This is a genomic window from Paenibacillus sp. JT31N17 (assembly GCF_056269255.1).
In genome coordinates this window covers 309,031-331,513 of record NZ_JBWDNP010000004.1, presented here as the reverse complement: position 1 = coordinate 331,513, position 22,483 = coordinate 309,031, and the positions used below count along the sequence as shown (strand labels likewise).

The following is a 22,483-nucleotide window of genomic DNA, read 5'->3' as shown; positions in this document are numbered from 1 at the left end:
GAGGATTGGAATCAATGAGTCAAATACAAGAATGGATTCAGCAGATGAAGCAGATCGATCTGGAGCATCTTCAGCGTACACTGCGGAGCTATTCTGCATATGGGCCGCTTCCGGGGATTTTTCTGCCGCTGCTGGAATCGTTTATTCCCGTTCTGCCGCTGCTGGTCTTCGTGGCGGCTAACGCCAATATTTACGGATTCTGGCTGGGCTCTCTCTATTCATGGATTGGCGTGTGCAGCGGATCGATGCTGCTCTTCTGGATTGCCCGCAAGCTGGGAAAACGTTTTGGCAGCTGGATCCGGAGACGCTTTCCCAAAAGCGTCCGTTTCTTTGACTGGATCGAGCAGAAAGGCTTCACCCCTATTTTCTTTCTCGCCTGTTTCCCGTTCTCGCCTTCCGCACTTATTAATATTGTTTCCGGACTCAGCAACGTTTCCTTCCGCTCATTCATGCTGGCAATTATGCTGGGCAAGGCGGTAATGATTCTCAGCGTCTCGCTCCTGAGCTTCGACATCAGCAGCATCGCGCAGGAGCCCTGGCGTCCTATCCTTACAGTCGCTCTTATTCTGGGCATGTGGCTTGGCGGCAAAAGAGTCGAGGCCCGTTATCACCTGAAATAATGCAAACGCATATCGGAAATGTTCCAGGAAGGCGGGGGAGTGGGCTTTGAAAAAGGGGATGTTCCCGCTTGTAAGCATCATGGGCGGGCTGGCTACGGCGGTCGTGCTGCTGCTTGCAGCGGCGCTGGTCGGGGGAATGATCTTCCTTATCCGGCTTATGAGCGACGATTCGGACAAATACAAGCAAATGAAGGAATATATGGAGACCATTTTCGGCACACCGGCTCATCTGCGCAGCGGAGGGGACGAGCCCACTGCCGAAGAGGAGGAGACAAGCACGTTGGCCAGCCCGCTGAAGCCCTTCAGCGAGCTCTGTCCCGCCTGCGGCGAGCCAGTCACCCATGAGCATCGGGATTGTCCCGCTTGCGGCCTGCGGCTGCTCTAGGGCCATGTCCTTCCTTGCGGCAGCCTTGATTGCCATTGTCTCGATGCGTCGCCATGATGCTTATGAACGCTATAAAACCGGACAGAGCCCCGAATGATCCTTCAGATCATCCGGGGCTTTTTTCATTGATATCCCGAGCAATACTTGCCTCCTTATACATAGTTTGCCTGTTCCCGCGGCATGCTAAAGAGGAATTCGGAGTTAGCTGCGCTATCTCATACTGAAATTATGAGGAAAGACCGATCTATAATGACTCTGCAGGAGGAAAACAGCCATGAGCGATGAGCGTCATAATGAGATGGACCCGATGTCCGGTGAACGCGTAGAAACCGAAGGCGTCTACCGCAACCAATGGGGGCGCGAGGAAAAGCTTGAACGCGGCGACCTGTTTCCCGCCGATCCGCAGCTTGGCACATCGGAATGGGAGCTTGTCGAGCTTGATTTTGACAACCACCATGAAGGACGTACCGACAAGAGGCTGGTGCCCAAGAAGGAAATCACCCAGAAGGAGGCGCATCTGCAGCATCCGCGCCGCCATCCGGACAAAAAGGAAGAGGACTAGGGACGAAGCAGGTTCTTTGGCGGCAGCACAGCTGCTTCCGCATGCCACCAGCAAACGCCGGCAATTGTACCAGCCGTTCAACAAATTGAAAACGCCCATGCCGCGCAGATCTCTCATCTGCCGGACATGGGCGTTTCGCTTTTTTTTCACTAATGCCCCAGTACCGGCGTCTCCTGCTCTTCACGCTCAATAACCTGCTCCGCCAGCCTGTCCAGCCGCCGCAGATGATAGGCATATTCAAACATCGAAGAAGCGACAAATACCAGCCGTTTATGCTCATTCAGATCATCGCTGAAGTAATCCGTCAGCTGCTTCACCAAGCGCGCCTCCCGCTCCTCTTCAGGCTCGATATCGGCGCCGGTCTTCATCTTCCCTTCCAGCTTCAGCAGAATTTGCTCATGGTACTTCGTCAGCTCCTCGATCTGCTGGTCAAACCGCTGCGCCCACTCTCTTGATCCCGGCGCGGCAAAATAATGCTCTTCCACAACCTCAAGCAGATCCGCTCCCTGCTGCAGCGCTCTTATCATCTGCTTGGACAGCAGCAGCTGCCGGATACGCGCCTGCTTGCGCCCTGGGAGCAGCGACCGTTCTTCTTCAAACAGCGTATAACGCTCCTCCAGTTTGCGCAGCGTGCCATGCAGCTTCTCCTTCTCCTGCCGGTGGATATCCTCTTTCATCTCATTGGATATCGCCATCCGCAGCAGCAGCGACAGCTGGCCGAAGGCGTCATGGACCTGCCTGACGAACTGCTTGCGCGGCCGGGGAGGAAAGACGAGGACATTTACCAGGAAAGCCGCCCCCATCCCGGTAAGCACCATGGAGAAACGTTCCAGCGCATACAGCCAGCTCCCTCCATCCGCTTCCATGACTGCTACTACAGTGACAAGCGTCAGTCCGATCGTCGCTTCCATCCACAGCCGGATACAGCATAAAATAACGATAATGCATACCAGTCCCAGCGAGATCGGCGTATTGCCGAATAAACGAACGGCTGCAAGCGCGATAGCTGCGCCCAGCACATTGGTCTGAAGCTGGTCAAGGATCTGCTTCCATGAACGTGAAATTGAAGGCTGAATCGTGAAAATGGATGAAACCGCCGCAAGAATCGGGGATGAGAAACCAATCATACCGCTTATATAAACGGCCAATGCAACCGCAAGACCTGTCTTCATCACGCGCGCGCCGATTGTCATGCTCCGCCTCCTTCCGCAAGCGGACGCAGCTCTTCTTCCACAAGCAGGTCAAACATTTTTCTCAAAGGTTGTGCCATTTCTTTATTACCGCCTCCTCACGCTATTATAGCCGAATTCACCAAGAAGAAACGACTACCCCGTCCTATCGCGGCTAAACCCGTTTTCTTCCCTTGGAAATATAAGCAAATGTCGATGGAATTTTATCCTTTATTATAGTTCAAAAAAGCAGAGGCGCGTTTTCCCTCTGCTTGGTTAAAGCACAGTTCCTGCTAGAGTTTCCCCTCATCCGTCCGGCTCCGGCGAATCCGCGTCACCTTGCCGGGGCCGCCCTCCGCTTCTGCCGCAGGTTCGAAATATGGCAGCACGATCTCAAAGGTCGTCCCTTCTCCCAGCCTGCTGGTGACTTGAATGCTGCCTTGATGATTGTCGACGATCTTGTAGCTGACCATGAGGCCAAGCCCCGTGCCTTTTTCCTTGGTAGTGTAAAAGGGCTGACCGATCTTGGCCATCTGCTCCTCCGGAATGCCCGGTCCGTAGTCCTCAATCCGTACCATGATCTGGTCGTCTTCCCGGATGCAGCGGATCAGAATCCTGCCGCCATCAAGCATGGCTTCTATGGCATTCTTAATCACGTTAATGAATACCTGCTTCAGCTGATTCTCAACGCCGAGCACCCACAGCGGCTCTTGGCCGGGGCTCCATTCCATCTCGATGTTGTGCAGAATCGCCTGGGCTTCCAGCAGGGTTATGGTATCATTCATAATCTGGCGGATATCCTTGTGGGACAGCTCATAGATTTGCGGCTTCGACAGCATAAGCAATTCGCTGACGATCGATTCGATGCGGTTCAGTTCCGATTTCATAATATCAAAGTAGTTTTTATTGTTATGCCTGCCGGAGGCGAGCAGCTGCAGGAAGCCCTTCAGGGAGGTCAGCGGATTGCGGATCTCGTGCGCGATGCCTGCCGCCAGCTGCCCCGCGACGTACAGCTTTTCCGAGTTAATGAGCAATTCCTCGTTCTTCTTGCGCTCCGAGATATCTCTGACTATAACTTGAAAGACGGGCTTGCCCGACATTCTCGTGCTGGTCTGGACCACCTCCGTGAACAGCGGCTTGCCTTTGACCGTGTTCCATACCAGCTCCGTCGGCCCCTGTCCCAGACCCTGCGCGGTTACCTGCAGCATCCGTTTCATGTCCGAATGGCATTTGGGCTGCAGATGCATATAAATCGACTTTCCCAGCAAATCCGACTCATTGTCCGTTTCGAACATCTGCAGGCCCGAGTCATTGATATACTCCCAATATTCATCGCGGATAATCGCGATCATATCCATGGAATTCTCCACCAGCAGCTTATAGCGTTCATTCATGGCATTGTAGCGACGCTCAACGAAGCTCGCCAGCAGGCTGAAGGCAAAGATGACCAAGGTGGTAATTCCGAGAATGACAGCAAGCAGCCGCATGTATTCGTTCAGCCGGTCCGTTGTCAGCACAATGGAATAGAGGATGGTTATCGCAAGCAGGCCGATCAAGTGCGTAGCAAACCCTGACAAGCCGAGCATCAGGCCCGGCAGCATCAGGTAGGTGCCGTTCTTTTGCTCGAACAGATGGAAGGAGTAGGCCGTTCCCAGAAAGCTCAAGACAAAGGCGAAGCAAACCAGTCCGGTGTGGACGCTGTAATCCTGGACCTGGTCGCTCAGAAGACTGGCATAATTCAAGAATACGGTCCCTGCCGCCATAATCAGGCTGCTCAGCAGCAGTTTGATGACGAAGATCCGGGCCGAACCAAGCAGCCATAAGGAGAAATAAGCGCAGCACATGATGCCAAACAGGTTGATGACGGATGTCCAATCAATCACAATCATATTATCCGTTGCAATCAGAACAATAAAGTGGCAAACCCACAGCCCCAGCGCATATACGGCAGCCCCGCTCAGCAGCCAATAATGCCGGAGCTTTCTGACTAGCTTGAAATGACCGATCATATTGTACATTGTAAAAGAGGCAAATAGATTGATAGCTAATGCCAAAAGCAGGTACATCCATTTGTCCGAAACGATCAATTCGCTCATACCTATCCTCGATTACCTAGAAATTCTGTTATATTCATGTGACAATTCGACATTTTTCCAAATAATCCTTTTTTCTGTGACATGAAATGTGGGATTAAAGCATGGGACGATGCTTTTTTTGCGGTGCGGCTTTACGTTATAATAGAATTCAATCGAGAGACTTGCAGCCCAAGGAGAGGATTGGCCCATGATGAAGGTATTAAAGGAATTCAGGGAATTTGCGGTTCGCGGCAACGTGCTCGATCTCGCAGTCGGTGTCATTATAGGAGGCGCATTCAGTAAAATTGTCACTTCGATGGTCAATGATATCATCATGCCGCCAATCGGCGGAATACTCGGCGGAGTGAATTTCAAGGATATGTTCATTAATTTATCTCTGGAAAAGCATTACGACACATTGGCCGCTGCCCAGAAAGATTCCGCACCGGTGATCGCTTACGGCAATTTTATTAATGTCATCCTCGACTTCGCCATTGTCGCATTTTGCGTTTTTTTGATCGTGAAGGGCGCGAACGCGCTGCGCCGGCTGAACGCCAGGGAACCGGAATCGGTCACGGAGCCCACGGAGAAGGTATGCCCGTACTGCCTGTCCAAAATTCCGATAAAAGCAACCCGCTGCGGCCACTGTACTTCGCATTTGAATGATGAAGAGCTTGAGGGCGTTCAGGAGGGCCTGTCCTAGCATGGCGGCCCATGACGACAAGCGGCCTGCCGCCGAGGAATTCTTCGATATTTATGACAGCTCAGGCGCGCCGATCGGCACAGCCAGCCGCAGCGAGGTTCACGCCGCCGGTCATTGGCACCGCTCGTTCCACTGCTGGCTGGTCCGCCGGGAAGGCAGCCGGCGCCTTGTGCTCTTCCAGCAGCGGCAGTCCGGCAAGGATACCTTCCCCGGCTTCCTGGATATTACGGCTGCCGGCCATTTGGCAGCGGGCGAGACGATGGCGGAGGCCGTCCGGGAGCTTGAAGAGGAGCTTGGCGTCCGCGCGCCGTTCTCCGAGCTTATTCCGCTCGGCAACGCCCGCAAGGAGGCGGAAGGCACGGCGCAGGGCATCCCCTTCATCGACCGGGAAATAAGCGACGTCTTCGGGCTGGTGTACCATGCCCCCCTGGATTCGCTGCGGCTGCAGGCCGAGGAGGTGGCCGGGGTTTACGAGGCGGAGCTTGCCCAGATGATCGATCTGTTCGAAGGACGCTGCGAGAGCCTGAACGCCGAAGGCGTCGCAGCCCTGAGCGGCGGCCAGCTTCAGCGCGCTTCCCTGATTGTGGAGGCCGGGCATTTTGTACCACGGCCGGCGCCTTATTATACGGATGTGTTTCGCGCCCTGCTCTCCCATATCTAAGAAGAGAGGGGTGCCGCCATCCTTCTCGGATCCCTAAGCGAAAATCGTTATATGCCGCCTCCGGCACATCCCCTTCACGGAACCTTCCCTTACGGTCCCGCTCCGGGTTCTTATCATAAGAATGCCAGGTTTGCCCGCTCGGGAAGAGGTTCCTCTAGCCTTTCTCTTGCGGGGTCACGCCGCCCTGCCGATGCCATGGGCTTGCTCCGCTCCTGGCCGGCCGGTGCCAGGGCGCAGACTGCCGGCGGCTGGACGACTGCACCAGCTTGCCCCCCGCTTTGCGGGGAAGCTTGCCTCCGGCGGAACGCCGCACGGACTTGCTCCTGCCGCCCGATGCTGCGCGCACACTGCCTGGTCTGGGCATTTTGCCTGCCGCCCGCACACTGGCTCCGCCGTTCCTGGCCGTGTTCTTCAAACGCATGCCCTTCGCGCGCTCCCAATTCTGGTACCACTGATCGATCATGCTGTGTATGTTATAAAATATCGTATTCGCCGGAGCAAGGTCAAAATCGTTCAAATCCGGCTGCCCATAGAGCTTGGCCGCTGTCTCGTGGATACAGCCGTGCAAATTGGACGCTTCCAGAAACAAGCCGAGCTCATCCGCAGTCGCAAACGATTCCGGATTATTGCGGATCCGCATCTCGGCATTCCGATCGTAGCACGGGGCGCTGCGAATCTCCTCCGGCACTTCCTGCCATGGCGCAACAAGGCGCATATCATACCCCTGCCGCTCATACCACTGAAGAGCCTTGGCGATATATTGCCGGTGGAACTGCAGAAATTTCTCCCCATAGCCAGGCGGCAAGTTTGCCGGATTGCTGTGATGGTTTGTATGATGCCAAAGACGGTGCTCCTCCAGGAGCGCCGCCGGAAAATTAGGAATAATGGGCATTACTGTTCCCTCCTGCCGTACATCCGTTTATGCTATTTTATGCGGGTTGCCGCTATTGGTTCTTTTCCCTGCCGTTTGCAAGCAAAAAAACCGTCCGCGCATAAAGACGCAAGACGGTTCTTTGCGGCCTGAAGCCGGATAGATGAAGGGAGTTGCGGTCTTACAGGATGTTGCATTGGCCATTCGATACGCAAATATCGAAGGTAATACGGACGTCGCAGCATTCTCCAAAAACACAGCTGATCCGTACGCAAGAGCTTCTGCCTTGATTGAAGAAGCAGACCACGCTGCAGTTATCCCCGATTATACTGTCTACCAGTTTACGGTTTTTGCAGCGAATGGCGCGGACGAGTGCGGCTGCGTTATCGGCATCCTTCAGCTGGCAGAACAGCTTGCACAGATCACGACCGGCTTCCTGGATGCCTTCGACGGCACTGTCTGTTTTTTTGCAGCAGCTGTTGGAAGAAATCCGCGCACGGCTGCGGGTTTTCTTCGCAACTTTAATATTGGCAAACTTCATTTTGGCTGACATCTGTTTTCCCTCCTCTCGGATGTACATAATCCAATTTATGAGGAGGACATGTAAAAAGCATGGACAAGAATGCCCCGTAACCCGCATATTCTTCAATCCGCTGTTCCCGCATAGGCGTCAGTAGCCGAAGACAAATATACCTCCAGGGTAATCTATTACGCTAAGGAGCCCTCCTTCAATGGGGGCTGCTCAGCGGATCTTCATGAATCGAAAAAATCATGATCTTCTGCTTCCAGCTCGGCACCCTCGACATCGGAGAGCCTGAACCAATCCCCATTGACCATAAACTGGCCGCCCCGCTGGTCAATCCGCTCCACAATCCCGATTACGGACAGCTCCTCGAACGCATCGAACAGCTTGACGCGAATCTCCTTGTGCCGGTGCAGCGACTCGCTGAAAAGCATGGCAATCTCGCTCCACCGCGCTTCGTCCAATACCTTCTGCTCCCGGCGCTTCAGATTCTGCTGATGCCGGTTATGCTCCAGCTTGTGCTCGGGCAGCATCATCCGGCTGTCCTCCCACATCCAGTTGCCACCTGGTGTCAGCTTCTTTGTTTTGCCCATCGCTTGCCCCGCCTCCTATTTGTAGTGGCCGCCTATCTTGCTGGCCCGGTCCGCCGCCTGCCCGGCCGGTGTTCCCGAGACGGCGCGGATAATGACATCATCGCCGTATTTGTCCTTAAGCCGGTCTGTCACTGCCTCCAGAGCACCCATGCGCTCCCTCGTATCGTCCATGACAAGCTGGTACTGCTCGTCGCTCTGGAAGCCGGTTACCGACACCCCTACCCTGCGGACGGGCAGGCCGTCCCAGTGACGGTCGAACAGCTCAAGAGCATGATAGTAAAGGTCATTGGTCACATGGGAGGGATAGGGCATCGTCATCTGTCTGCTGAAGCCGGCCGGTCTGTCAAAATCAGCTCCCCGGCAGTTCACCGACAAGGTCCGGCCCATCTTGCCGATCGACCGGCAGCGCCGGCCCACCAACTCGCAAAGCTCCAGAATGATCACCTTGATCTCATCGCGTGCCGCATAATCGCGCGGCAGCGTCATCATGTGGCCGACGGATTTCTCCCCGGCATGTGTGCCCGGCAGAACTGGCGAATCGTCAATTCCATTGGCGATTCGCCAGCACACCTCCGCCTGAATATCGCTGTTCTTGCCGAACTTGCTGCGCAGCCTGCGCTTCAATTCAGGAAGCGGCATCCGGGCGAGATCTCCGATCGTATGAATGCCCATGCGGACAAAATGGTTCGTCATCCTGCCGCCTACCATAAACATTTTGTTGATCGGCAGCTGCCACAGGGAATCGGCCAGTTCCTCGCGGCGCAATACATACAAGCCCGAGTCATTTTTCTTGGCGTAATTGTCACAGGCCTGCTTGGCGAGAATTTTGTTATGGCTGATTCCAAAACGCGTATATACGCCGGTTAAGGCCAATACTTCCTGCTGCATCAGGTGGGCGGTGGTTTGCGCATCGCCATACAGGTGAAGGGAGTCGGTCACATCGATGAACTGCTCATCGATCGAATAGGGTTCAACGAGGCTGGTGTAGGTTTCATAAATCTGCGTGATTTGAAGAGAGACATCGATGTAGTGCTGCATCCGCGGCCTGACGACAACCAGATCGCGGCATTTGCCAAGCGCATCGCCAAGCCTTTCGGCTGTCGTAACGCCCATAGCTTTGGCCAGCGGACAGGCTGCCAGAATAATCCCCGAGCGCCGCGCAGGATCGCCTGCGACCGCTACCGGCTTATCGATAAGCTCCGGATTATCCGCCTTCTCCACACTGGCATAGAAGCTCCGGCAGTCCGCGAGGAAGATGGTTCTCTCTTTAGATGGCATGACGTCTCGCCGGAGCCGGGACAATGGCCAATACCTGATCGCATTTCAAGGTGCGGTAGGCTTTGGCCCTCAAGCAGAATACGCGCACATAGCTATCATTCTGTGAATACACGAACACCCGCCGCTGCGTTATTTTATTTTTGGCATCCTGATAAATGATTTCCGCATGCTGCCCGACGTATTTCTTGAAGTCCATTGCAACCCCTCCATCTGCGAACGTATATTCTTATTATATACAAGAACGCCTGTTCGCAACACAGGAAATATGTGGGGGCCATAAAAAAATCCCCGCATCCGCTAACCAGCCGCGGACCCAAGGATCTTGATGTGAAGAGGAGACCCGTCCTATTCATTGAGATAGGTCGTCACCTTATTCTGAATCAGCCTGGCAACGTCCTCCGCCGATTTCTGGCCGCTGAAGAAAGCCTTGGACTCGTCGGTAACGAACTGCGCGACCTGATCGGATCTGAACAACGCGGGATGAATCGCCCCTTCCAGAAAGCTCTGCAGTCCGTCAAGCTTCCCGTTGTCGACTTTGACCGGCACACCCTTCAGCGGCCCCTCCTTAACCGTTGGAACCGACCCATCGTCCTTAAGCTGGGCAAGCTCCGCGGCGAATGCCTTCTTGTTAATGGGAAACCCGGCGGTATTGGGAGGAGTAGTGATCTGATCCGACATCATGAACTTGAGGAAATCCCAGGCCTGCTCCTTCACCTGCGACTTCGAGTTAAGCCCGATGGTAAGGTAATTCATGAAATAGCCTCCGGCAGCCACTTCCTCCGGATGCGGCATAATGAGCAGCTTCATATTCTTGGCAAGGAATCCTTTGAGCGATGTCATATAATCTCCGGGGGAATTGATTTGAATAGGATAGAAATAAGGACGGCCCTCGCCGATGATACCCTCATCGCCCATCCCCTTCACCTGCTGCATCAGTCCGATAAAGGATGCCGAATCGAAACTCGCCTTGCGGCTTGCCGCGTCGACGAACTGGGAGTAGTTGTCGGATACCATCTGCGCCAGCAAATATTCCGGAGTGCTGTTAAGCACGTTCTTGTAGGGGCCGTCCTCCGCCAGCTTCTTCGTAGCCTTGGCAAAATCGCTCCAGGTCCAGGATTTGTCGTCAATCTGCACGCCTGCCTGCGCGATGGCATCCATATCGCCGGCGAAGCCATAGAGGAAGAAGGAGAGAGGCAGGCCGTAGAGCCCTCCGCCGATTTTGGCATTGTCCAGAATGTTGCTGAAATAGTCCTCTTTCTTAAATGCCGAATCCTGTTCCATCATCGTATCCAGGTCGACAAGCAGCTTCTGCTGTACGTAGCTGGCTACGGGCAGCTCTTTCATTTCCAGCAGATCCGGCCCCTTGCCGGCCAGCATAGCCGTGTTCATCGTCGTTGCGTACTTTTCCAGATCCGCTTCCACATTCGCATTGTCGGTCGGCAAATCCGTAAGCTTGATCTCGACATCCGGATGCAGCGCCTCATACTTCTTCTTCGCCTCCTGGAAACGGGCATCCGGCCAGAACGTCGAGAACGTGATTGTCGTCTTCCCTCCCTTGGCAGGGGGAGAATCTTTCCCGGGCGCATCGTCGTCCTTTCCCTGCCCGGGGGCAGCTGTTCCGGTATCGGTGGCGGCTGTTCCGGTGTCGCTTACCGCCGTTTCCTGCCCCGGAGCCGTTCCCCCGCTGCCGGAGCCGCCGCTGCGGCAGGCAGCCAAACTAGCCAGAAGGACAAACCCCACTAACATTATCATCATTTTTCTCATCGTTGATCACCTTTCCTGCCGGAGAACTTGGCGTATCCGGGCCCCCTCAGTCTAAGGCGAAGATGTCAACATAACTTCACTGACTTGTAAACAATTTGTCTCCAAATAAGAAGAAACTAACTTCGCCTTCCTTTAAAGGCAAAGTTAGTTTCTTCCTCAAAAATATCAAAAAAGTAGAGGTTATATTGTATACTTTCTGAATGATTTTAAGAAAAAAACATCCTGATGAACAGCCGACAGGAACACCAAAAGTGTTCCTGGCTCTCCAACAAGATGCATCGGGTACTGCAGCTGCCGCCGCTTGGCGGGCAATTCATTCAAATTCGATAATAAAGGATTGATTATCGGGCAGCGGGACCAGGTCAGACGGCACGGTACTAGGCGCAGATTGCGAAGGCTGCGCAGGACCCGCCTCTCGTGCATACACTTTCTGTCCTTCAATCAGAAGTCCGCTGTTGTCCGGATTCCATGCCATCTGGAAGGGAACGACTCCCTGATAAACCGCTGTTTCGTTCAAGATGTTGTTTCCCTGCAGCTTGCCCGCATAAATTCTCATATCCTTGGTTGTTGAACCCTTGCCCTTCCAGTACGCGATATATTTCCGGTCGGGAGACAGCTGGAAGCTTCCGACCCGCCCCAGCAGGGCGGTTACCGCCGTATTGCGCAGATCGTACGCATACAGAGATCCATCCGGCCCTATATAAGCGATCTGATCCTTATTGATCCAGTCGGCCTGGCTGCTGCCGCCCATCCAGATCGCCGAACTGTCGCCGCCAAGTTCATGCTCGTATTGGCTCACAAACCCGCTGCCGCTCCAGGCGCCGACGATGAAACTGAGTCGGCTGCCCCCGCCCTTGACGATCAGCACGCGCTGTCCGTCATCCGAAAGCTTGATGGAGTAGATGACATCGCTCCTCTTCCACTCCGGCAGTGAATAACGCTTCGCGGTTCCGGTCTCCGTATCGATGACGCCGATGCTGCCCTGGCCATTGTCGGAAAGCAAATACGAGACGTATCGGCCGTTATCCGACCATGTCAGGTTTTTTGTTACCAGCAGCTGCTTGGACGTAAGCGTATCGGTAATCTTCGCCTGCTGGTCGGACGTTGAAATCAGCGTAATCGTATAGACTCTGTCGGCAAGCGCAATCGTGCATACATACCGGCCATCCGGCGACAGTCCGGCAAATAAGCTATTCCCGCCCACATCGCGCAGCTTCTCCGGCGTCTCGTATGGGGAAACAAGACGTTCAATGCTCAGTCCCTGCCTTGCTTCCCCGAACAAGCCGATAACGGTATCCCGGCCGAGCCATCTGATGTTGTACAGGTTCTCCGCGGCCTGGGCGGGCAGCCGGTAATAGGTCTTGACCTTGAACGGCCCGCTGGCCTGATCAACCGCGCTGTCTTCTTCCGTATCAGGTATGATGATCGTCTCGGACCGCAGCTGCCTCATGCATCCGGACAGAAGGACGCCCAGAAGCACAAGCGCTGCGCACAAGACTGCAATCCGCCTGCTCATAATCGCTACCTCACCGCCTTCATGTACGGTATTTCCACATAGACGCCCGTTTGCCGGTTCTCGCTGATGATGCGGATGCTTCCACCATGATCTTCAACAATGGCCTTGGCAATGCCCAGACCCAGGCCTACACTGCCCGCTTCCTTGGGTCTGTGATCCGTCAGATGGAAGGACTCGAAAATGTTTGCCAGATGCTCGGGCTCTATCGTTTCTCCGGAATTAACGAAGGCAAAACGGATGGTCCCGAGGTCAAGCAGCGCCTTGACTCCGATCTCCGAATGAGCGTCGCCATACTTGATCGCATTGTCAAGCAGATTGATAAAGAGCTGTCTGAGCCTGTCTGAATGTCCGTGTACGAAGAGCCCCTCCTCCGTATCGCAGCGAATCGTCTTGTTATAGCGCTTGGCCTTGAAGGCCATCGCATCGCATACATCGTGCAGAATCCGGCCTGTCTCGACGCGCGCGAATTCATCGCGGCTGGCCGGACCTTGCGATACCTCCAGCATCCTCAGCACCATTTCATGCAGACGCTGGCTCTCCTCCACAATATGGTTCATTCCTTTATCGAAGAAGTCGCGGTCGCTCTCCCCGTTCTCCCGGATGATCTCCGCATACCCCAGAATGGAGGTCAGCGGAGTCTTGAGCTCATGGGTGACATTGTCGAAGAAACGCTTGCGCTGCCGGTTCAACCCCTCGAGCCGGTCCCGGTCCCGCTCGATTCTGGCAATCTGGCTTCTGATCTGCTCGATCATATCGTTGAAATTGGCGGTCAGCCGGCCGATTTCATCCTTTCGCCGAAAGGCGATGCGGATATCCAGATTTCCGTTCATCACCTCCGTGGAGGCCTTGGCCAGCTTGACCAGAGGGATCGTAATATGCCGGGAGAGCATGTAGGAGAACAGGAAAGCTGCAGCGAAGACTGCCAAGGCAATATAGAAAATGATATCCAATATATGCCCGCTTTGCTCATAGAGCAGCGTAAAATCCTTGGAGAAACGCAGAATCCCCACCTTGACCCCGCCGATGATGACCGGGTACGAATACAGAACGGATGCAATGCCGTGCTCATAGGAGATGGTGTAGGCCGTTTTGCCCTGAAGCGCTTGCTTGAGATCATCGTCCGTTACGCCTGAGAATGCGCTCTGATCGGACGAATACAACAGCACGCCGTCAACTGTATAGGCAGTGACATTGCCGGAGGTCGCATGCTGCAGGTCGCCTACCATTTCCTCTGCCATCTGCCCAAAATAGAGATCGTCGTTCGTAAAGTGGTTGATCATAAACGCCTGCTGGACATAGACATTGCTGTTCTTCTTCAAGCCGATCAAATCGTCGGTGATAATATTCTGGTTGCTAGTCTGAATGACACGCGCGACGATCTGGTTGAGCAGCAGAAAGGAGAGGCAGAAAATCAGGAAGAAGCCGATGATGAATTTGGCTCTGATTGTACGGATCATTCCGGCTTGTCCCCCCGATCGGTTGGCGGCCTCCGGATAGCAGCGCCGTCAGTCCACCTGTTTGTCAAATTTGTAGCCCACGCCAAAAACAGTCAGGATCACATCATTAATATCCAGCTTCTTGCGCAGGCGCTGGATATGGATATCGACGGTGCGGGTGTCTCCAAAATAATCAAAGCCCCAGACCACATCCAGTAGCTCCGGTCTAGAGAAGATTTTGCCCCGGTAATTGTTCAGGGTCATCAGCAGATCGAATTCCTTGGGCGTCAATTCGACCACTTCATTATCCTTTTTTACCAATCGCTCTTCTTTGATAATTTCGATATTTTTAAACCGGATGCTGGATGCCGGCTGATCGCCGGAAGGGCGTGCCGCCTGGGGCAATCTGCGCAGGACCGTTCGAATCCGGGCGATGACCTCCCTCAGATCAAACGGCTTGGTAATATAATCATCCGCTCCGAACTCAAGGCCCACAATTTTGTCGGCGATGTCCGATTTGGCTGTAATCATAATGATTGGGATATTGAGGGTCTCCGTAACTTTGCGGCAAACATCCAGTCCGCTCACATCCGGCAGCATCCAATCCAGTAGCAGCAGATCCGGTCTGAACTGCTCCACCAGCCGCAAGCCATGCGCCCCGCTGTTTGCGGTGATCGTATCGAAGCCTTCCCTGTTCAAGCCATAGGCAAGCAAATCCGCAATCGCTGCTTCATCTTCAATAATCAGGATCTTGGCTTTCTCCATGCGGTTCACCCCATTCTAACGACATGGTAGCACAACCTGTGGGTTCATTCAAACCATGAATCATGGCACCGGTTGAGGCAAAACTCCTTATTGAGGTTGAGGCGCGTCCATCCCTGCATAAACAAAAACCAGTCCAAACACCATTAGTGTCCGACTGGTTTCTTGTTGTTTTCTCTACCGCAGATTAGGGAACTGCAGCTTTTGCTTTTGCAAATATTCGATCAGTTGAGGCAGCGCCTGCACTGTCTGCTTCGATTCATGCAGGAGCAGGATCGAACCGGATAACTCGGTGTGCCTGGCATAATTCATAATCGTCTGGGAGCTGGATGCCTTCCAGTCTTCGGAATCTTTGTTCCAGAGAACAATCTTCATTTCGTTCTTCTCGACAAGCTCCGAAAGCGCGTCATCCGTAGCTCCATAGGGCGGGCGAAAAAGCACCACGGGCTCTGACGTGACCGCTTCGAGCAGCTGGTTGGTGCGGGCAATTTCAAGCTCCCGCTTGTCGGATGTCAGGTCCTTAAAATCCGCATGCGTCATGGAATGATTGCCAATCGAAAATCCATGGTCATCGGCATATTTTACATATTCGGGGAATTTCCTGACCTGCGTCCCCACGAAGAAGAACGTTCCCCCGACCTTGTGCTTCTCCAGAATATCGACAATCTCCCGGGTATACTTGGATGGCCCATCATCGAAGGTAAGCGCAACGGAGCCTTTGGGCAGGCTGAAATTGACCAATCCGCCCAGCTTAACCTCAGGGACAGCAGCGGATTCAGTTACAACCGCGGGTACGACGAGGGCCTCCTGGGCAGGAGCCGGGACCGGCTCGCTTCTCGCCTCGGCAAGCTGCTGTGTGAATGACGTTCCCCTTTGCTGCGTTCTCTCTTCCAATACCGATGTATCGACCTTGGCCAGCACCGCCTGATTGGTAGAGGGGTAGTCGGGAACAAAGATCAGGAAGAAGGCTGCGACCACGAACGTAGCCGCCAGAATTCTCAGCGCCCGTCCGGGAAAAGCTGGCTTCCATGACATGCGTTCAAGCACCGTCTTCGGATTAGCCGCTTGTTCGTGGCATTCGGAACCATCGTCCGTGCAGATAAAAGAAGATAATCGTTTTATTTGGGACAAGTCCTGAATCTCCCGCAAAGCGGCGAGCTCCTCGGCAAATTGCCGGGAACAGGGAAATATGCTTTTTTCACTCGAGCCCCGGTCATATTTGGTAAGCGAGCCGGAAGGATGGCTGTTCAAGGCATTCCAATTGCTATGTAAGGACAATCTATATTTAGCCGTTTCCCCGGATCCGATCAAGGCGCGCATATGATAGGCCGTATAGGAATCCAGCTTCCATTTGAGATTCATGGATTGTTCCAGATTTAATTGTATATGAATGCAGTGGCTCTCGGATCCATTCTCTACGGATAGGACCTCCAGCCATTTCCCCGTATAGGATGCCATTGCGGATTCCCCCTTTCAGTCCCTTCTCGCTGACAAAAAATCACTCAGACGGGGGAGATAATGAGAAGGCCATACGTGCTGTAAAGTCGGTGACGGACTGCAGCAGTTTCGTTTTTTCTTCTGTGACCTTCTGATATTGGCTGGCCAGCTGCAGATTCTCCGCTTCCGCATCTCTGAGCTTCTCTTCCAGTTCCTTCGTTCTCTGCAGACTGTCCTGCTGAAAACGGTGCGAATCCTCATGGAGCTTGGCGTATTTGTTTCTTTCCTTCTCCAGCTGGTACTTCAGATTGTCGATACCCGAATTGGAGGCGTTCTGGAACTCCTTGTAGTCCTCCAGAAGCTGGTCATAGCCCATCTGCTTCGCAGTCAGCTTATCCTCCAGCAATCTGAACTCCTGCTCCCTGTCGGCAATGAGCTGTTCTTTCTTCATCAGGTCGTTTTTGAGACGACCGATATCTTCGTTCGCATTGGCAAGCTGCTGCTCGATATCTTTGCTTTTGAAGTGGATAAGCTGACGGTCATTCAAGAGATTCTCGACCGCAACCACAAGGTCCAGGGCTGCCTTGTCCTGATCCAGCAAGGAAATTTCGGATGCCGGGTGCTCGGCGAGCGATGACTGTATTTCCGCTTCAGATGAGAATTCCGCCTGACGATAGCTTTGGGTGCGCGCTGTCAACGCATTTTTCAGCCACCCTTTTGCTTTGCCGGCAGAATGGGGTCTATCTGTCATATCGACATCTCCTTAACACACAGTATCTATCTACTACTATCCACTATGATATATTATCGGTATTAGAGACTCAGGGATATGTAGTACTTTGATACTATTTGCATGAATTTGTTATAGGAACATTGATCGATATCTGCAGGAGGAGATACGGAAATTCAAGTGAATAAAACGGCCCCAATACAACGGGGGTCAGGCATCAGGCACAATACCCTTCCTAAATAAGGAGCATGGAAAATTATGTAACGACAAATAAGAATCCCCGTTAGCCGCAAGGCATAGCGGGGATTCTTAATGACAGAACCGTTTAACTTCGTTAATCATAATTGGAGTGTCGGCTTCAGCCTCCTGACGAAAGCCGAAATTGCAGCCAGCCTCTATATACCTCATACCTCAGCTACGCCGGTTCTTGAAGACCGGCTTATTTTGCTTGCGTTATGCCGGCGGCTGCGGCTTCCGGCCTGTTCGTTTCGGTCAGGCGATGGGCCAGCATGGCAGAGCCCGCCAGAAGCGCTCCGGTAGCGGCAAAGATCACATGAGTTGTAAATGCCGCCCCAATCGCTCCGCCGATGCCCGGTCCGATCATATTGCCGACTTGAGACGCCGTATTGTTAAGCCCGAACGCCCGCCCCCGGAAATCGCTCGGAGTATTGCGGACCAGCATGCCGTTCAACGCAGGAATGACCGCACAGAAGAACGCGCCGTACACAAAGCGGATAATGGCAAAGCCCCAAATATTGTGAAAAGCCATCTGAAACAAATTTCCCGCCGCACCGCCTGCAAGTCCGATGACCAGGACGTGCCGGAAGCCGACCTTATCCGCCAGGCGCCCCCAGAAAGGCGCAAAAATAATGCCTGAAATGCCCACGAGGGAAAAAACGAAGCCCGCGAGCAGCGAGGCATCTCCTGCCGCCCCGCCGATTTCCACCACATACAGGCTGATTACCGGCTCGATGGTCATCACCGAAATCGAGACAAAGGCGGTCAGGATCAGAATCATGGAGAAGGAGCGGTTGGACGCCGCGATTTTGAACGCTTCGAATACCGAGCTCCGCCCTTTGGATTCTCCGATATTCTGCTCCTTGACCAGCAGGATAACCAGCAGCGTGGATAACAAAATTAGAACCCCGGCGCTCACGAACGCGGCGCGGTTGTTGAACAGATGCGCTATCCCGCCTCCCAGCAGAGGGCCCATGATGCGTCCCGACGCCGTTGCCGTAGATATCGTAGTCAGCGCATAGCCGACCTTATTTTCCGGCGTGTTGGTGCCGACAAGCGCGATTACGGCAGGAATATATCCGGCCAGGAGGCCGTGGAGCACCCTCAGGGCCAGCAGCTCGTACGGATTGGTCACCATTGACGTTAAAGTGAACACGACGAACAGAACAATGCCTGCCCGGATAATCATTTTCTTCCGGCCGAATTTGTCAGCCAGCGAACCAAGATACGGAGATGACAGGGAAGAAGCCAGGAACGTGGAGCTGAAGAGCAGCCCCGCCCACATCTCCGTATTGTCCCTCACGCCAATATCGATCAGAAACAGAGGAAGGAACGGAATTACCATCGTCAGGCTTGCCGATGCGACAAAGGTTCCAAACCATAAAACCCAAAGATTTTTCTGCCAAATTTCCATAGCCCGCTTCCTTAATATAAATGACATGCAACCCATTGTTCCGGCATTATCTCCTGTAGTTCGGGACGCGCTGCCCGGCAAATACTCATCGCTTTGGGACAGCGGGTATGAAAAGCGCAGCCCGAAGGCGGATTGGCAGGATTCGGCACTTCTCCCGCAAGCACGATTCGTTCGCGCTTCGCCTTGCGGCTTGCCTCCGGCGCTGCGGAAAGCAGCGATTGGGTATACGGATGGAGGGGCGCGCCATATAGATTGGATTTGGGCGCGATCTCCACCATTCTGCCCAGATACATCACTCCGACCTTATTGCTTACATGCTTGACGACGGATAAATTATGAGAAATAAACAGATAAGACAGGCCGAATTGCCTCCGGAGATCGTCAAGCAGGTTAATGATTTGCGCCTGAATGGACACATCGAGCGCGGAGACGGCTTCATCCAATACCATCAGCTTGGGATTCAGGCCAAGGGCCCGGGCAATGGCAATCCGCTGGCGCTGGCCGCCCGAGAACTCATGCGGATGCTTGAAGCCGGCCTCCTGGGGCAACCCGACTACCCGAAGCAGATAGGCGACCCGTTCCATGGCTTCCTTTTGCGTCATTTTCGTATTTACAATCATCGGCTCCGCTATAATGGCAGCGAGGGTCATCCGCGGATTCAGCGAGGAGAACGGGTCCTGAAAAACCATCTGAAAATTTTGGCGCATCTGGCGGAGCCGGTCGCCTTTGATTTTCGTAATATCATGCCCGTCGAATATAATCGAACCTTCCGTCGGTTCGTAGAGCCGCATGATGACCCTGCCCGTCGTCGACTTCCCGCAGCCGGATTCGCCGACGAGTCCCAGCGTATCGCCTTTCTTGATGGAGAACGAAACATTATCGACCGCCTTGACCTCGCCTGTCTTGCGCTGCAAAATGCCGCCGGTAATAGGGAAATACATCTTCACGTTGCGGACCTCCAGCAAATTATCGCTGCCGACCGCCGCCCTTCCGGCTTCTGTTACGGTCTGCTCTGCAAGTGTCATTGGCAAGCCACCTCCATTCGAGTTCTAGATCAGAGCGCAGCGGACATAATGTCCGGGACTTATCTCGCGCAGCTCCGGCATAACTGTGTGACAGCTGGAGCTAGCGATGGAGCAGCGCTCGGCAAATCTGCAGCCCGGCGGAAAATCGGCGGCGCTCGGCACCGTACCGGGAATGGCGATCAGCCGCTCAATATCCTCCGTCATTGAAGGAACGGAGCCCATCAAAGCCAGTGTGTACGGATGAAGCGGCTTGTCGAACACAATATCGGCGGAGCCTGATTCGACAATCTGACCGGCATACATAACCGCCATATCATCAGCCATTTCCGCCACAACGCCGAGATCGTGGGTGATAAATATGATCGCCGTACCCGTCCGGTCCTTCAGACTGCGCATCAGGTCAAGCACCTGCGCCTGTATAGTGACATCCAGAGCGGTTGTCGGTTCGTCGGCGATAAGCAGTTTCGGCTCGCAAGCCATCATCATGGCAATCATGACCCGCTGGCGCATGCCCCCGGATAATTGATGAGGGTACGAATGCACGATCGTTTCCGGCTGCGGGATGCCGACGCTGCGGAGCTGGAAGACCGCTTTGTCGTGAGCCTCCCTTCTGGAAAGCTTGCGGTGGCGCATCAGCACCTCGATAATCTGGTCCCCGATTTTGAACAGCGGATTAAGCGCGCTCATCGGCTCCTGGAAAATCATCGCGATCTTGTTGCCCCGCAAATCCGACAGACGGGCTTCGCTCAAGCCGACAAGATCTTCGCCGTCGAACAATACCTCGCCGTCCACAATGCGCCCGTGAGGACCCGGCACCAGCCCCATCAGGGACAGGGAGGTCATGCTTTTCCCGCTGCCCGATTCGCCGACGATGCACAGTACTTTGCCGCTCCCGACTTCAAAATCGACGCCGTCGACCGCTTTCACCACTTTGTCTGAAGAGGTGAACCATGTTCTCAGGTTGCTTACCTTAAGCAGGGTTTCCATTATGGTGCCACCGCCTTTACCCGGGATAATTCCTAATATATATCAGGATTACACAAAGCTCGCCGCAGCAGCCGTGAGGCTGGTGGAAAGCGCGGTAAACGCCTTCGACCTCATGTTGTGCAGGGAGCCTTCCAGCACATGCGCCGGGGATGTCGTAGCCGTACAGTCCATCAAAAGCACATTGTCGTAGCCCAGATAAGCGGCATCGTGGACAGAGTCCATGACGCATTGATCGGTATTAACTCCCGCGAAGAATAACGTGGTGATGCCGTTCGAGCGCAGGATCGGGTCAAGAGAGCTGCCCGGGAAGCCGCTGATCCGGTACTTATCAACCCAATAATCGTCCGCTTCGCGCAGCTCCTCCAACTCGCCCGTCAATGCGGCAGACCAGGAGTCCTTGATCAGCGTCAGCCCAAGATCATCCGTCAATGGCTGGCCGATGCCCGGCCGTCCGCTGCGCTGCCAACCGTACAGCAGGCTCGGAGGCAGGTTGGCCGTATCGGGCCGGTGTCCCCAATTCACCCATATAATCCGCATCCCCAGCTGCCGGCTGCTTTTGATGGCAGAAGAGATGGCAGGCACAAGCTTTAACGCGCCTTCCGGGCGGTCCAGCAGAGGAGAGCAGAAATAATTTTGCATATCGATAATGATAAAGGCCGACCGCGCGGGATCAAACTTCAACGTCCGATTCTCATTCATGTCAATGGTGACGGATTTGGCCGCTCCTCTGCTGACATCGAAATCATCGCCTTCCACGATCCAATAGTTTGCTCCGTTTCCAAATTTCATCGATAACCCTCCATCAGATAAAATTTCGTTCCTGCTCTAGCCTGATTTGACCTTGGAATGGGGATCGAACTCGTCCCGGATGCCTTCTCCGAGCAGGGTGAAAGCAAGCACCAGCAGGAAGATCGCAAGACCCGGCGCAAAGGAAATCCAGGGGGCCATCGTCAGGAACGTCGTACCGCTCTGGAGCATTTCTCCCCAGCTCGGGAATGGCGGCGGTGTGCCGAGGCCCAGATAGGACAAGCTGGCCACCACCATAATCGCATGGCCCATATTCAGATTGCAGGCCACCGTAAGCGATGTGGATGCGTTGGGCAGAATATGCCGCAGCAGTATCCGCCAGGTACGCACGCCGTGGCTCCGGGCTGCCTGCACGAATTCACGGTCCCGGATGCTCAGCACCTGTCCCCTGGTTATCCGGATGAATTGCGGCGCCATGATTACAGCCACGGCGACAGAAGCGTTAATGAAGGATGGCCCCATAATAAAGGTAAGCGCCATGGTGAGCACCAGACCCGGAAAAGCCAGCCATGTATCAACGAAGCGCATCAATATTTCATCCGTCCAGCCGCCGTAAAACCCGGATATGAGTCCCAGCGGAACGCCGATCAGAAAAGCCAGCGCGACAATAAGAAGTCCCGATGCGAGCGACTCCCTCGCTCCCCAGACGACCCGGCTGAACACATCGCGTCCCAGATTATCGGTGCCCAGGAGATGGGACAGGCTCGGCGGCTTAAGCGCAGCGGTATAGTCGGTCGCAAACGGCGAATACGGGACGAAGGACGGCAGAATGAGAGCCACAACAGCAAAGCCGAGCACCATCAGAAGTCCGGACATGATCAGTCCGTTTTTACGGATTTTGGCCAGCAGCTTGCGGGCCCGGTTCCTCGGCTTGGCCCGAAGATGGCCAAGCTCGATTTCCCTTCTTGTCAGATCCATGGACATCGTG

23 protein-coding genes are annotated in these 22,483 nt (G+C 54.2%); 5 read left to right on the top strand and 18 right to left on the bottom strand.

Annotation, left to right across the window (positions count from 1 at the left end; genetic code table 11):
- The first annotated feature begins 14 nt into the window (after positions 1–14).
- The 3 genes from AC0YOB_RS17065 to AC0YOB_RS17055 all read left to right on the top strand — a co-directional run bounded on the left by AC0YOB_RS17065 (position 15) and on the right by AC0YOB_RS17055 (position 1,567).
- Entirely contained in the window at positions 15–620 is a 606-nt protein-coding gene (locus AC0YOB_RS17065) for a TVP38/TMEM64 family protein (protein WP_210043074.1), read from the top strand.
- 46 nt (positions 621–666) lie between these two features.
- Positions 667–1,005, top strand: coding sequence for a hypothetical protein (locus AC0YOB_RS17060; protein ID WP_475793802.1), 339 nt, complete (start codon positions 667–669; stop codon positions 1,003–1,005).
- Positions 1,006–1,279: 274 nt separating this feature from the next.
- Positions 1,280–1,567: a transposase gene (locus tag AC0YOB_RS17055; protein ID WP_475769748.1), complete on the top strand. Its 288-nt coding sequence runs from the start codon at positions 1,280–1,282 to the stop codon at positions 1,565–1,567.
- Positions 1,568–1,716: 149 nt separating this feature from the next.
- Here AC0YOB_RS17055 and AC0YOB_RS17050 read toward each other — a convergent pair whose 3' ends face one another.
- On the bottom strand, positions 1,717–2,760 hold the full coding sequence (locus AC0YOB_RS17050; protein ID WP_475793801.1) for an FUSC family protein: 1,044 nt from the start codon (positions 2,758–2,760) through the stop codon (positions 1,717–1,719).
- Between the two features lie 269 nt (positions 2,761–3,029).
- On the bottom strand, positions 3,030–4,832 hold the full coding sequence (locus tag AC0YOB_RS17045) for an ATP-binding protein (protein ID WP_475793800.1): 1,803 nt from the start codon (positions 4,830–4,832) through the stop codon (positions 3,030–3,032).
- A 187-nt stretch (positions 4,833–5,019) separates the two neighbouring features.
- On the opposite strand from AC0YOB_RS17045, the gene mscL reads away from it, so the two are divergent.
- Both mscL and AC0YOB_RS17035 read left to right on the top strand, forming a co-directional pair.
- A complete protein-coding gene (mscL, locus tag AC0YOB_RS17040) occupies positions 5,020–5,514 on the top strand; it encodes a large conductance mechanosensitive channel protein MscL (RefSeq protein WP_475793799.1) in 495 nt (164 codons plus the stop codon).
- Between the two features lies 1 nt (position 5,515).
- Positions 5,516–6,175: an NUDIX hydrolase gene (locus AC0YOB_RS17035; RefSeq protein ID WP_475793798.1), complete on the top strand. Its 660-nt coding sequence runs from the start codon at positions 5,516–5,518 to the stop codon at positions 6,173–6,175.
- Positions 6,176–6,329: 154 nt separating this feature from the next.
- On the opposite strand, the gene AC0YOB_RS17030 is transcribed toward AC0YOB_RS17035, so the two are convergent.
- The 16 genes from AC0YOB_RS17030 to AC0YOB_RS16955 all read right to left on the bottom strand — a co-directional run bounded on the left by AC0YOB_RS17030 (position 6,330) and on the right by AC0YOB_RS16955 (position 22,479).
- Entirely contained in the window at positions 6,330–7,067 is a 738-nt protein-coding gene (locus tag AC0YOB_RS17030; RefSeq protein ID WP_475793797.1) for a hypothetical protein, read from the bottom strand.
- A gap of 160 nt (positions 7,068–7,227) precedes the next feature.
- Positions 7,228–7,599, bottom strand: a complete 372-nt coding sequence (locus AC0YOB_RS17025) for a hypothetical protein (protein WP_475793796.1) — start codon at positions 7,597–7,599, stop codon at positions 7,228–7,230.
- A gap of 200 nt (positions 7,600–7,799) precedes the next feature.
- Complete coding sequence (locus AC0YOB_RS17020) at positions 7,800–8,162, bottom strand: YolD-like family protein (protein ID WP_210043123.1); 363 nt, start codon at positions 8,160–8,162, stop codon at positions 7,800–7,802.
- Positions 8,163–8,177: 15 nt separating this feature from the next.
- The gene (locus AC0YOB_RS17015) at positions 8,178–9,440 is read right to left on the bottom strand and encodes a DNA polymerase IV (RefSeq protein WP_475793795.1); all 1,263 of its coding nucleotides are present in this window, start codon (positions 9,438–9,440) and stop codon (positions 8,178–8,180) included.
- Complete coding sequence (locus AC0YOB_RS17010) at positions 9,430–9,636, bottom strand: hypothetical protein (RefSeq protein WP_475793794.1); 207 nt, start codon at positions 9,634–9,636, stop codon at positions 9,430–9,432. The genes AC0YOB_RS17015 and AC0YOB_RS17010 overlap by 11 nt, the downstream gene beginning before the upstream one ends.
- A gap of 149 nt (positions 9,637–9,785) precedes the next feature.
- Complete coding sequence (locus AC0YOB_RS17005; RefSeq protein WP_475793793.1) at positions 9,786–11,204, bottom strand: ABC transporter substrate-binding protein; 1,419 nt, start codon at positions 11,202–11,204, stop codon at positions 9,786–9,788.
- Between the two features lie 313 nt (positions 11,205–11,517).
- A complete protein-coding gene (locus AC0YOB_RS17000) occupies positions 11,518–12,720 on the bottom strand; it encodes a WD40 repeat domain-containing protein (RefSeq protein WP_475793792.1) in 1,203 nt (400 codons plus the stop codon).
- 5 nt (positions 12,721–12,725) lie between these two features.
- Positions 12,726–14,177, bottom strand: coding sequence for a sensor histidine kinase (locus tag AC0YOB_RS16995; RefSeq protein ID WP_475793791.1), 1,452 nt, complete (start codon positions 14,175–14,177; stop codon positions 12,726–12,728).
- Between the two features lie 48 nt (positions 14,178–14,225).
- Positions 14,226–14,921: a response regulator gene (locus AC0YOB_RS16990; RefSeq protein ID WP_210043143.1), complete on the bottom strand. Its 696-nt coding sequence runs from the start codon at positions 14,919–14,921 to the stop codon at positions 14,226–14,228.
- 174 nt (positions 14,922–15,095) lie between these two features.
- Positions 15,096–16,376, bottom strand: coding sequence for a polysaccharide deacetylase family protein (locus tag AC0YOB_RS16985; RefSeq protein WP_475793790.1), 1,281 nt, complete (start codon positions 16,374–16,376; stop codon positions 15,096–15,098).
- 40 nt (positions 16,377–16,416) lie between these two features.
- Positions 16,417–17,106 (bottom strand): hypothetical protein, encoded by a 690-nt coding sequence (locus tag AC0YOB_RS16980; RefSeq protein ID WP_475793789.1) that lies wholly within the window; start codon positions 17,104–17,106, stop codon positions 16,417–16,419.
- A 418-nt stretch (positions 17,107–17,524) separates the two neighbouring features.
- Complete coding sequence (locus tag AC0YOB_RS16975) at positions 17,525–18,736, bottom strand: MFS transporter (RefSeq protein WP_475793788.1); 1,212 nt, start codon at positions 18,734–18,736, stop codon at positions 17,525–17,527.
- Positions 18,737–18,747: 11 nt separating this feature from the next.
- Positions 18,748–19,761, bottom strand: a complete 1,014-nt coding sequence (locus AC0YOB_RS16970; RefSeq protein WP_475793787.1) for an ABC transporter ATP-binding protein — start codon at positions 19,759–19,761, stop codon at positions 18,748–18,750.
- Positions 19,762–19,785: 24 nt separating this feature from the next.
- A complete protein-coding gene (locus AC0YOB_RS16965) occupies positions 19,786–20,748 on the bottom strand; it encodes an ABC transporter ATP-binding protein (RefSeq protein WP_475793786.1) in 963 nt (320 codons plus the stop codon).
- A 48-nt stretch (positions 20,749–20,796) separates the two neighbouring features.
- Positions 20,797–21,537, bottom strand: coding sequence for a cysteine hydrolase family protein (locus AC0YOB_RS16960; RefSeq protein WP_475793785.1), 741 nt, complete (start codon positions 21,535–21,537; stop codon positions 20,797–20,799).
- A gap of 36 nt (positions 21,538–21,573) precedes the next feature.
- A complete protein-coding gene (locus tag AC0YOB_RS16955; protein ID WP_475793784.1) occupies positions 21,574–22,479 on the bottom strand; it encodes an ABC transporter permease in 906 nt (301 codons plus the stop codon).
- Positions 22,480–22,483 lie beyond the last annotated feature (4 nt).

Bases quoted from the DNA above. Each gene is read 5' to 3' on its own strand.
- AC0YOB_RS16960 (WP_475793785.1), bottom strand. From the start codon at position 21,537: ATGAAATTTGGAAACGGAGCAAACTATTGGATCGTGGAAGGCGATGAT.
- AC0YOB_RS17030 (WP_475793797.1), bottom strand. From the start codon at position 7,067: ATGCCCATTATTCCTAATTTTCCGGCGGCGCTCCTGGAGGAGCACCGT.
- AC0YOB_RS17050 (WP_475793801.1), bottom strand. From the start codon at position 2,760: ATGACAATCGGCGCGCGCGTGATGAAGACAGGTCTTGCGGTTGCATTG.
- AC0YOB_RS17025 (WP_475793796.1), bottom strand. From the start codon at position 7,599: ATGTCAGCCAAAATGAAGTTTGCCAATATTAAAGTTGCGAAGAAAACC.
- AC0YOB_RS16970 (WP_475793787.1), bottom strand. From the start codon at position 19,761: ATGACACTTGCAGAGCAGACCGTAACAGAAGCCGGAAGGGCGGCGGTC.
- AC0YOB_RS17000 (WP_475793792.1), bottom strand. From the start codon at position 12,720: ATGAGCAGGCGGATTGCAGTCTTGTGCGCAGCGCTTGTGCTTCTGGGC.
- AC0YOB_RS17045 (WP_475793800.1), bottom strand. From the start codon at position 4,832: ATGAGCGAATTGATCGTTTCGGACAAATGGATGTACCTGCTTTTGGCA.
- AC0YOB_RS16980 (WP_475793789.1), bottom strand. From the start codon at position 17,106: ATGACAGATAGACCCCATTCTGCCGGCAAAGCAAAAGGGTGGCTGAAA.
- AC0YOB_RS16975 (WP_475793788.1), bottom strand. From the start codon at position 18,736: ATGGAAATTTGGCAGAAAAATCTTTGGGTTTTATGGTTTGGAACCTTT.
- AC0YOB_RS17010 (WP_475793794.1), bottom strand. From the start codon at position 9,636: ATGGACTTCAAGAAATACGTCGGGCAGCATGCGGAAATCATTTATCAG.
- AC0YOB_RS17015 (WP_475793795.1), bottom strand. From the start codon at position 9,440: ATGCCATCTAAAGAGAGAACCATCTTCCTCGCGGACTGCCGGAGCTTC.
- AC0YOB_RS16995 (WP_475793791.1), bottom strand. From the start codon at position 14,177: ATGATCCGTACAATCAGAGCCAAATTCATCATCGGCTTCTTCCTGATT.
- AC0YOB_RS17055 (WP_475769748.1), top strand. From the start codon at position 1,280: ATGAGCGATGAGCGTCATAATGAGATGGACCCGATGTCCGGTGAACGC.
- AC0YOB_RS17005 (WP_475793793.1), bottom strand. From the start codon at position 11,204: ATGAGAAAAATGATGATAATGTTAGTGGGGTTTGTCCTTCTGGCTAGT.
- AC0YOB_RS17020 (WP_210043123.1), bottom strand. From the start codon at position 8,162: ATGGGCAAAACAAAGAAGCTGACACCAGGTGGCAACTGGATGTGGGAG.
- AC0YOB_RS17065 (WP_210043074.1), top strand. From the start codon at position 15: ATGAGTCAAATACAAGAATGGATTCAGCAGATGAAGCAGATCGATCTG.
- mscL (WP_475793799.1), top strand. From the start codon at position 5,020: ATGATGAAGGTATTAAAGGAATTCAGGGAATTTGCGGTTCGCGGCAAC.
- AC0YOB_RS17035 (WP_475793798.1), top strand. From the start codon at position 5,516: ATGGCGGCCCATGACGACAAGCGGCCTGCCGCCGAGGAATTCTTCGAT.
- AC0YOB_RS16955 (WP_475793784.1), bottom strand. From the start codon at position 22,479: ATGTCCATGGATCTGACAAGAAGGGAAATCGAGCTTGGCCATCTTCGG.
- AC0YOB_RS16985 (WP_475793790.1), bottom strand. From the start codon at position 16,376: ATGGCATCCTATACGGGGAAATGGCTGGAGGTCCTATCCGTAGAGAAT.
- AC0YOB_RS16965 (WP_475793786.1), bottom strand. From the start codon at position 20,748: ATGGAAACCCTGCTTAAGGTAAGCAACCTGAGAACATGGTTCACCTCT.
- AC0YOB_RS16990 (WP_210043143.1), bottom strand. From the start codon at position 14,921: ATGGAGAAAGCCAAGATCCTGATTATTGAAGATGAAGCAGCGATTGCG.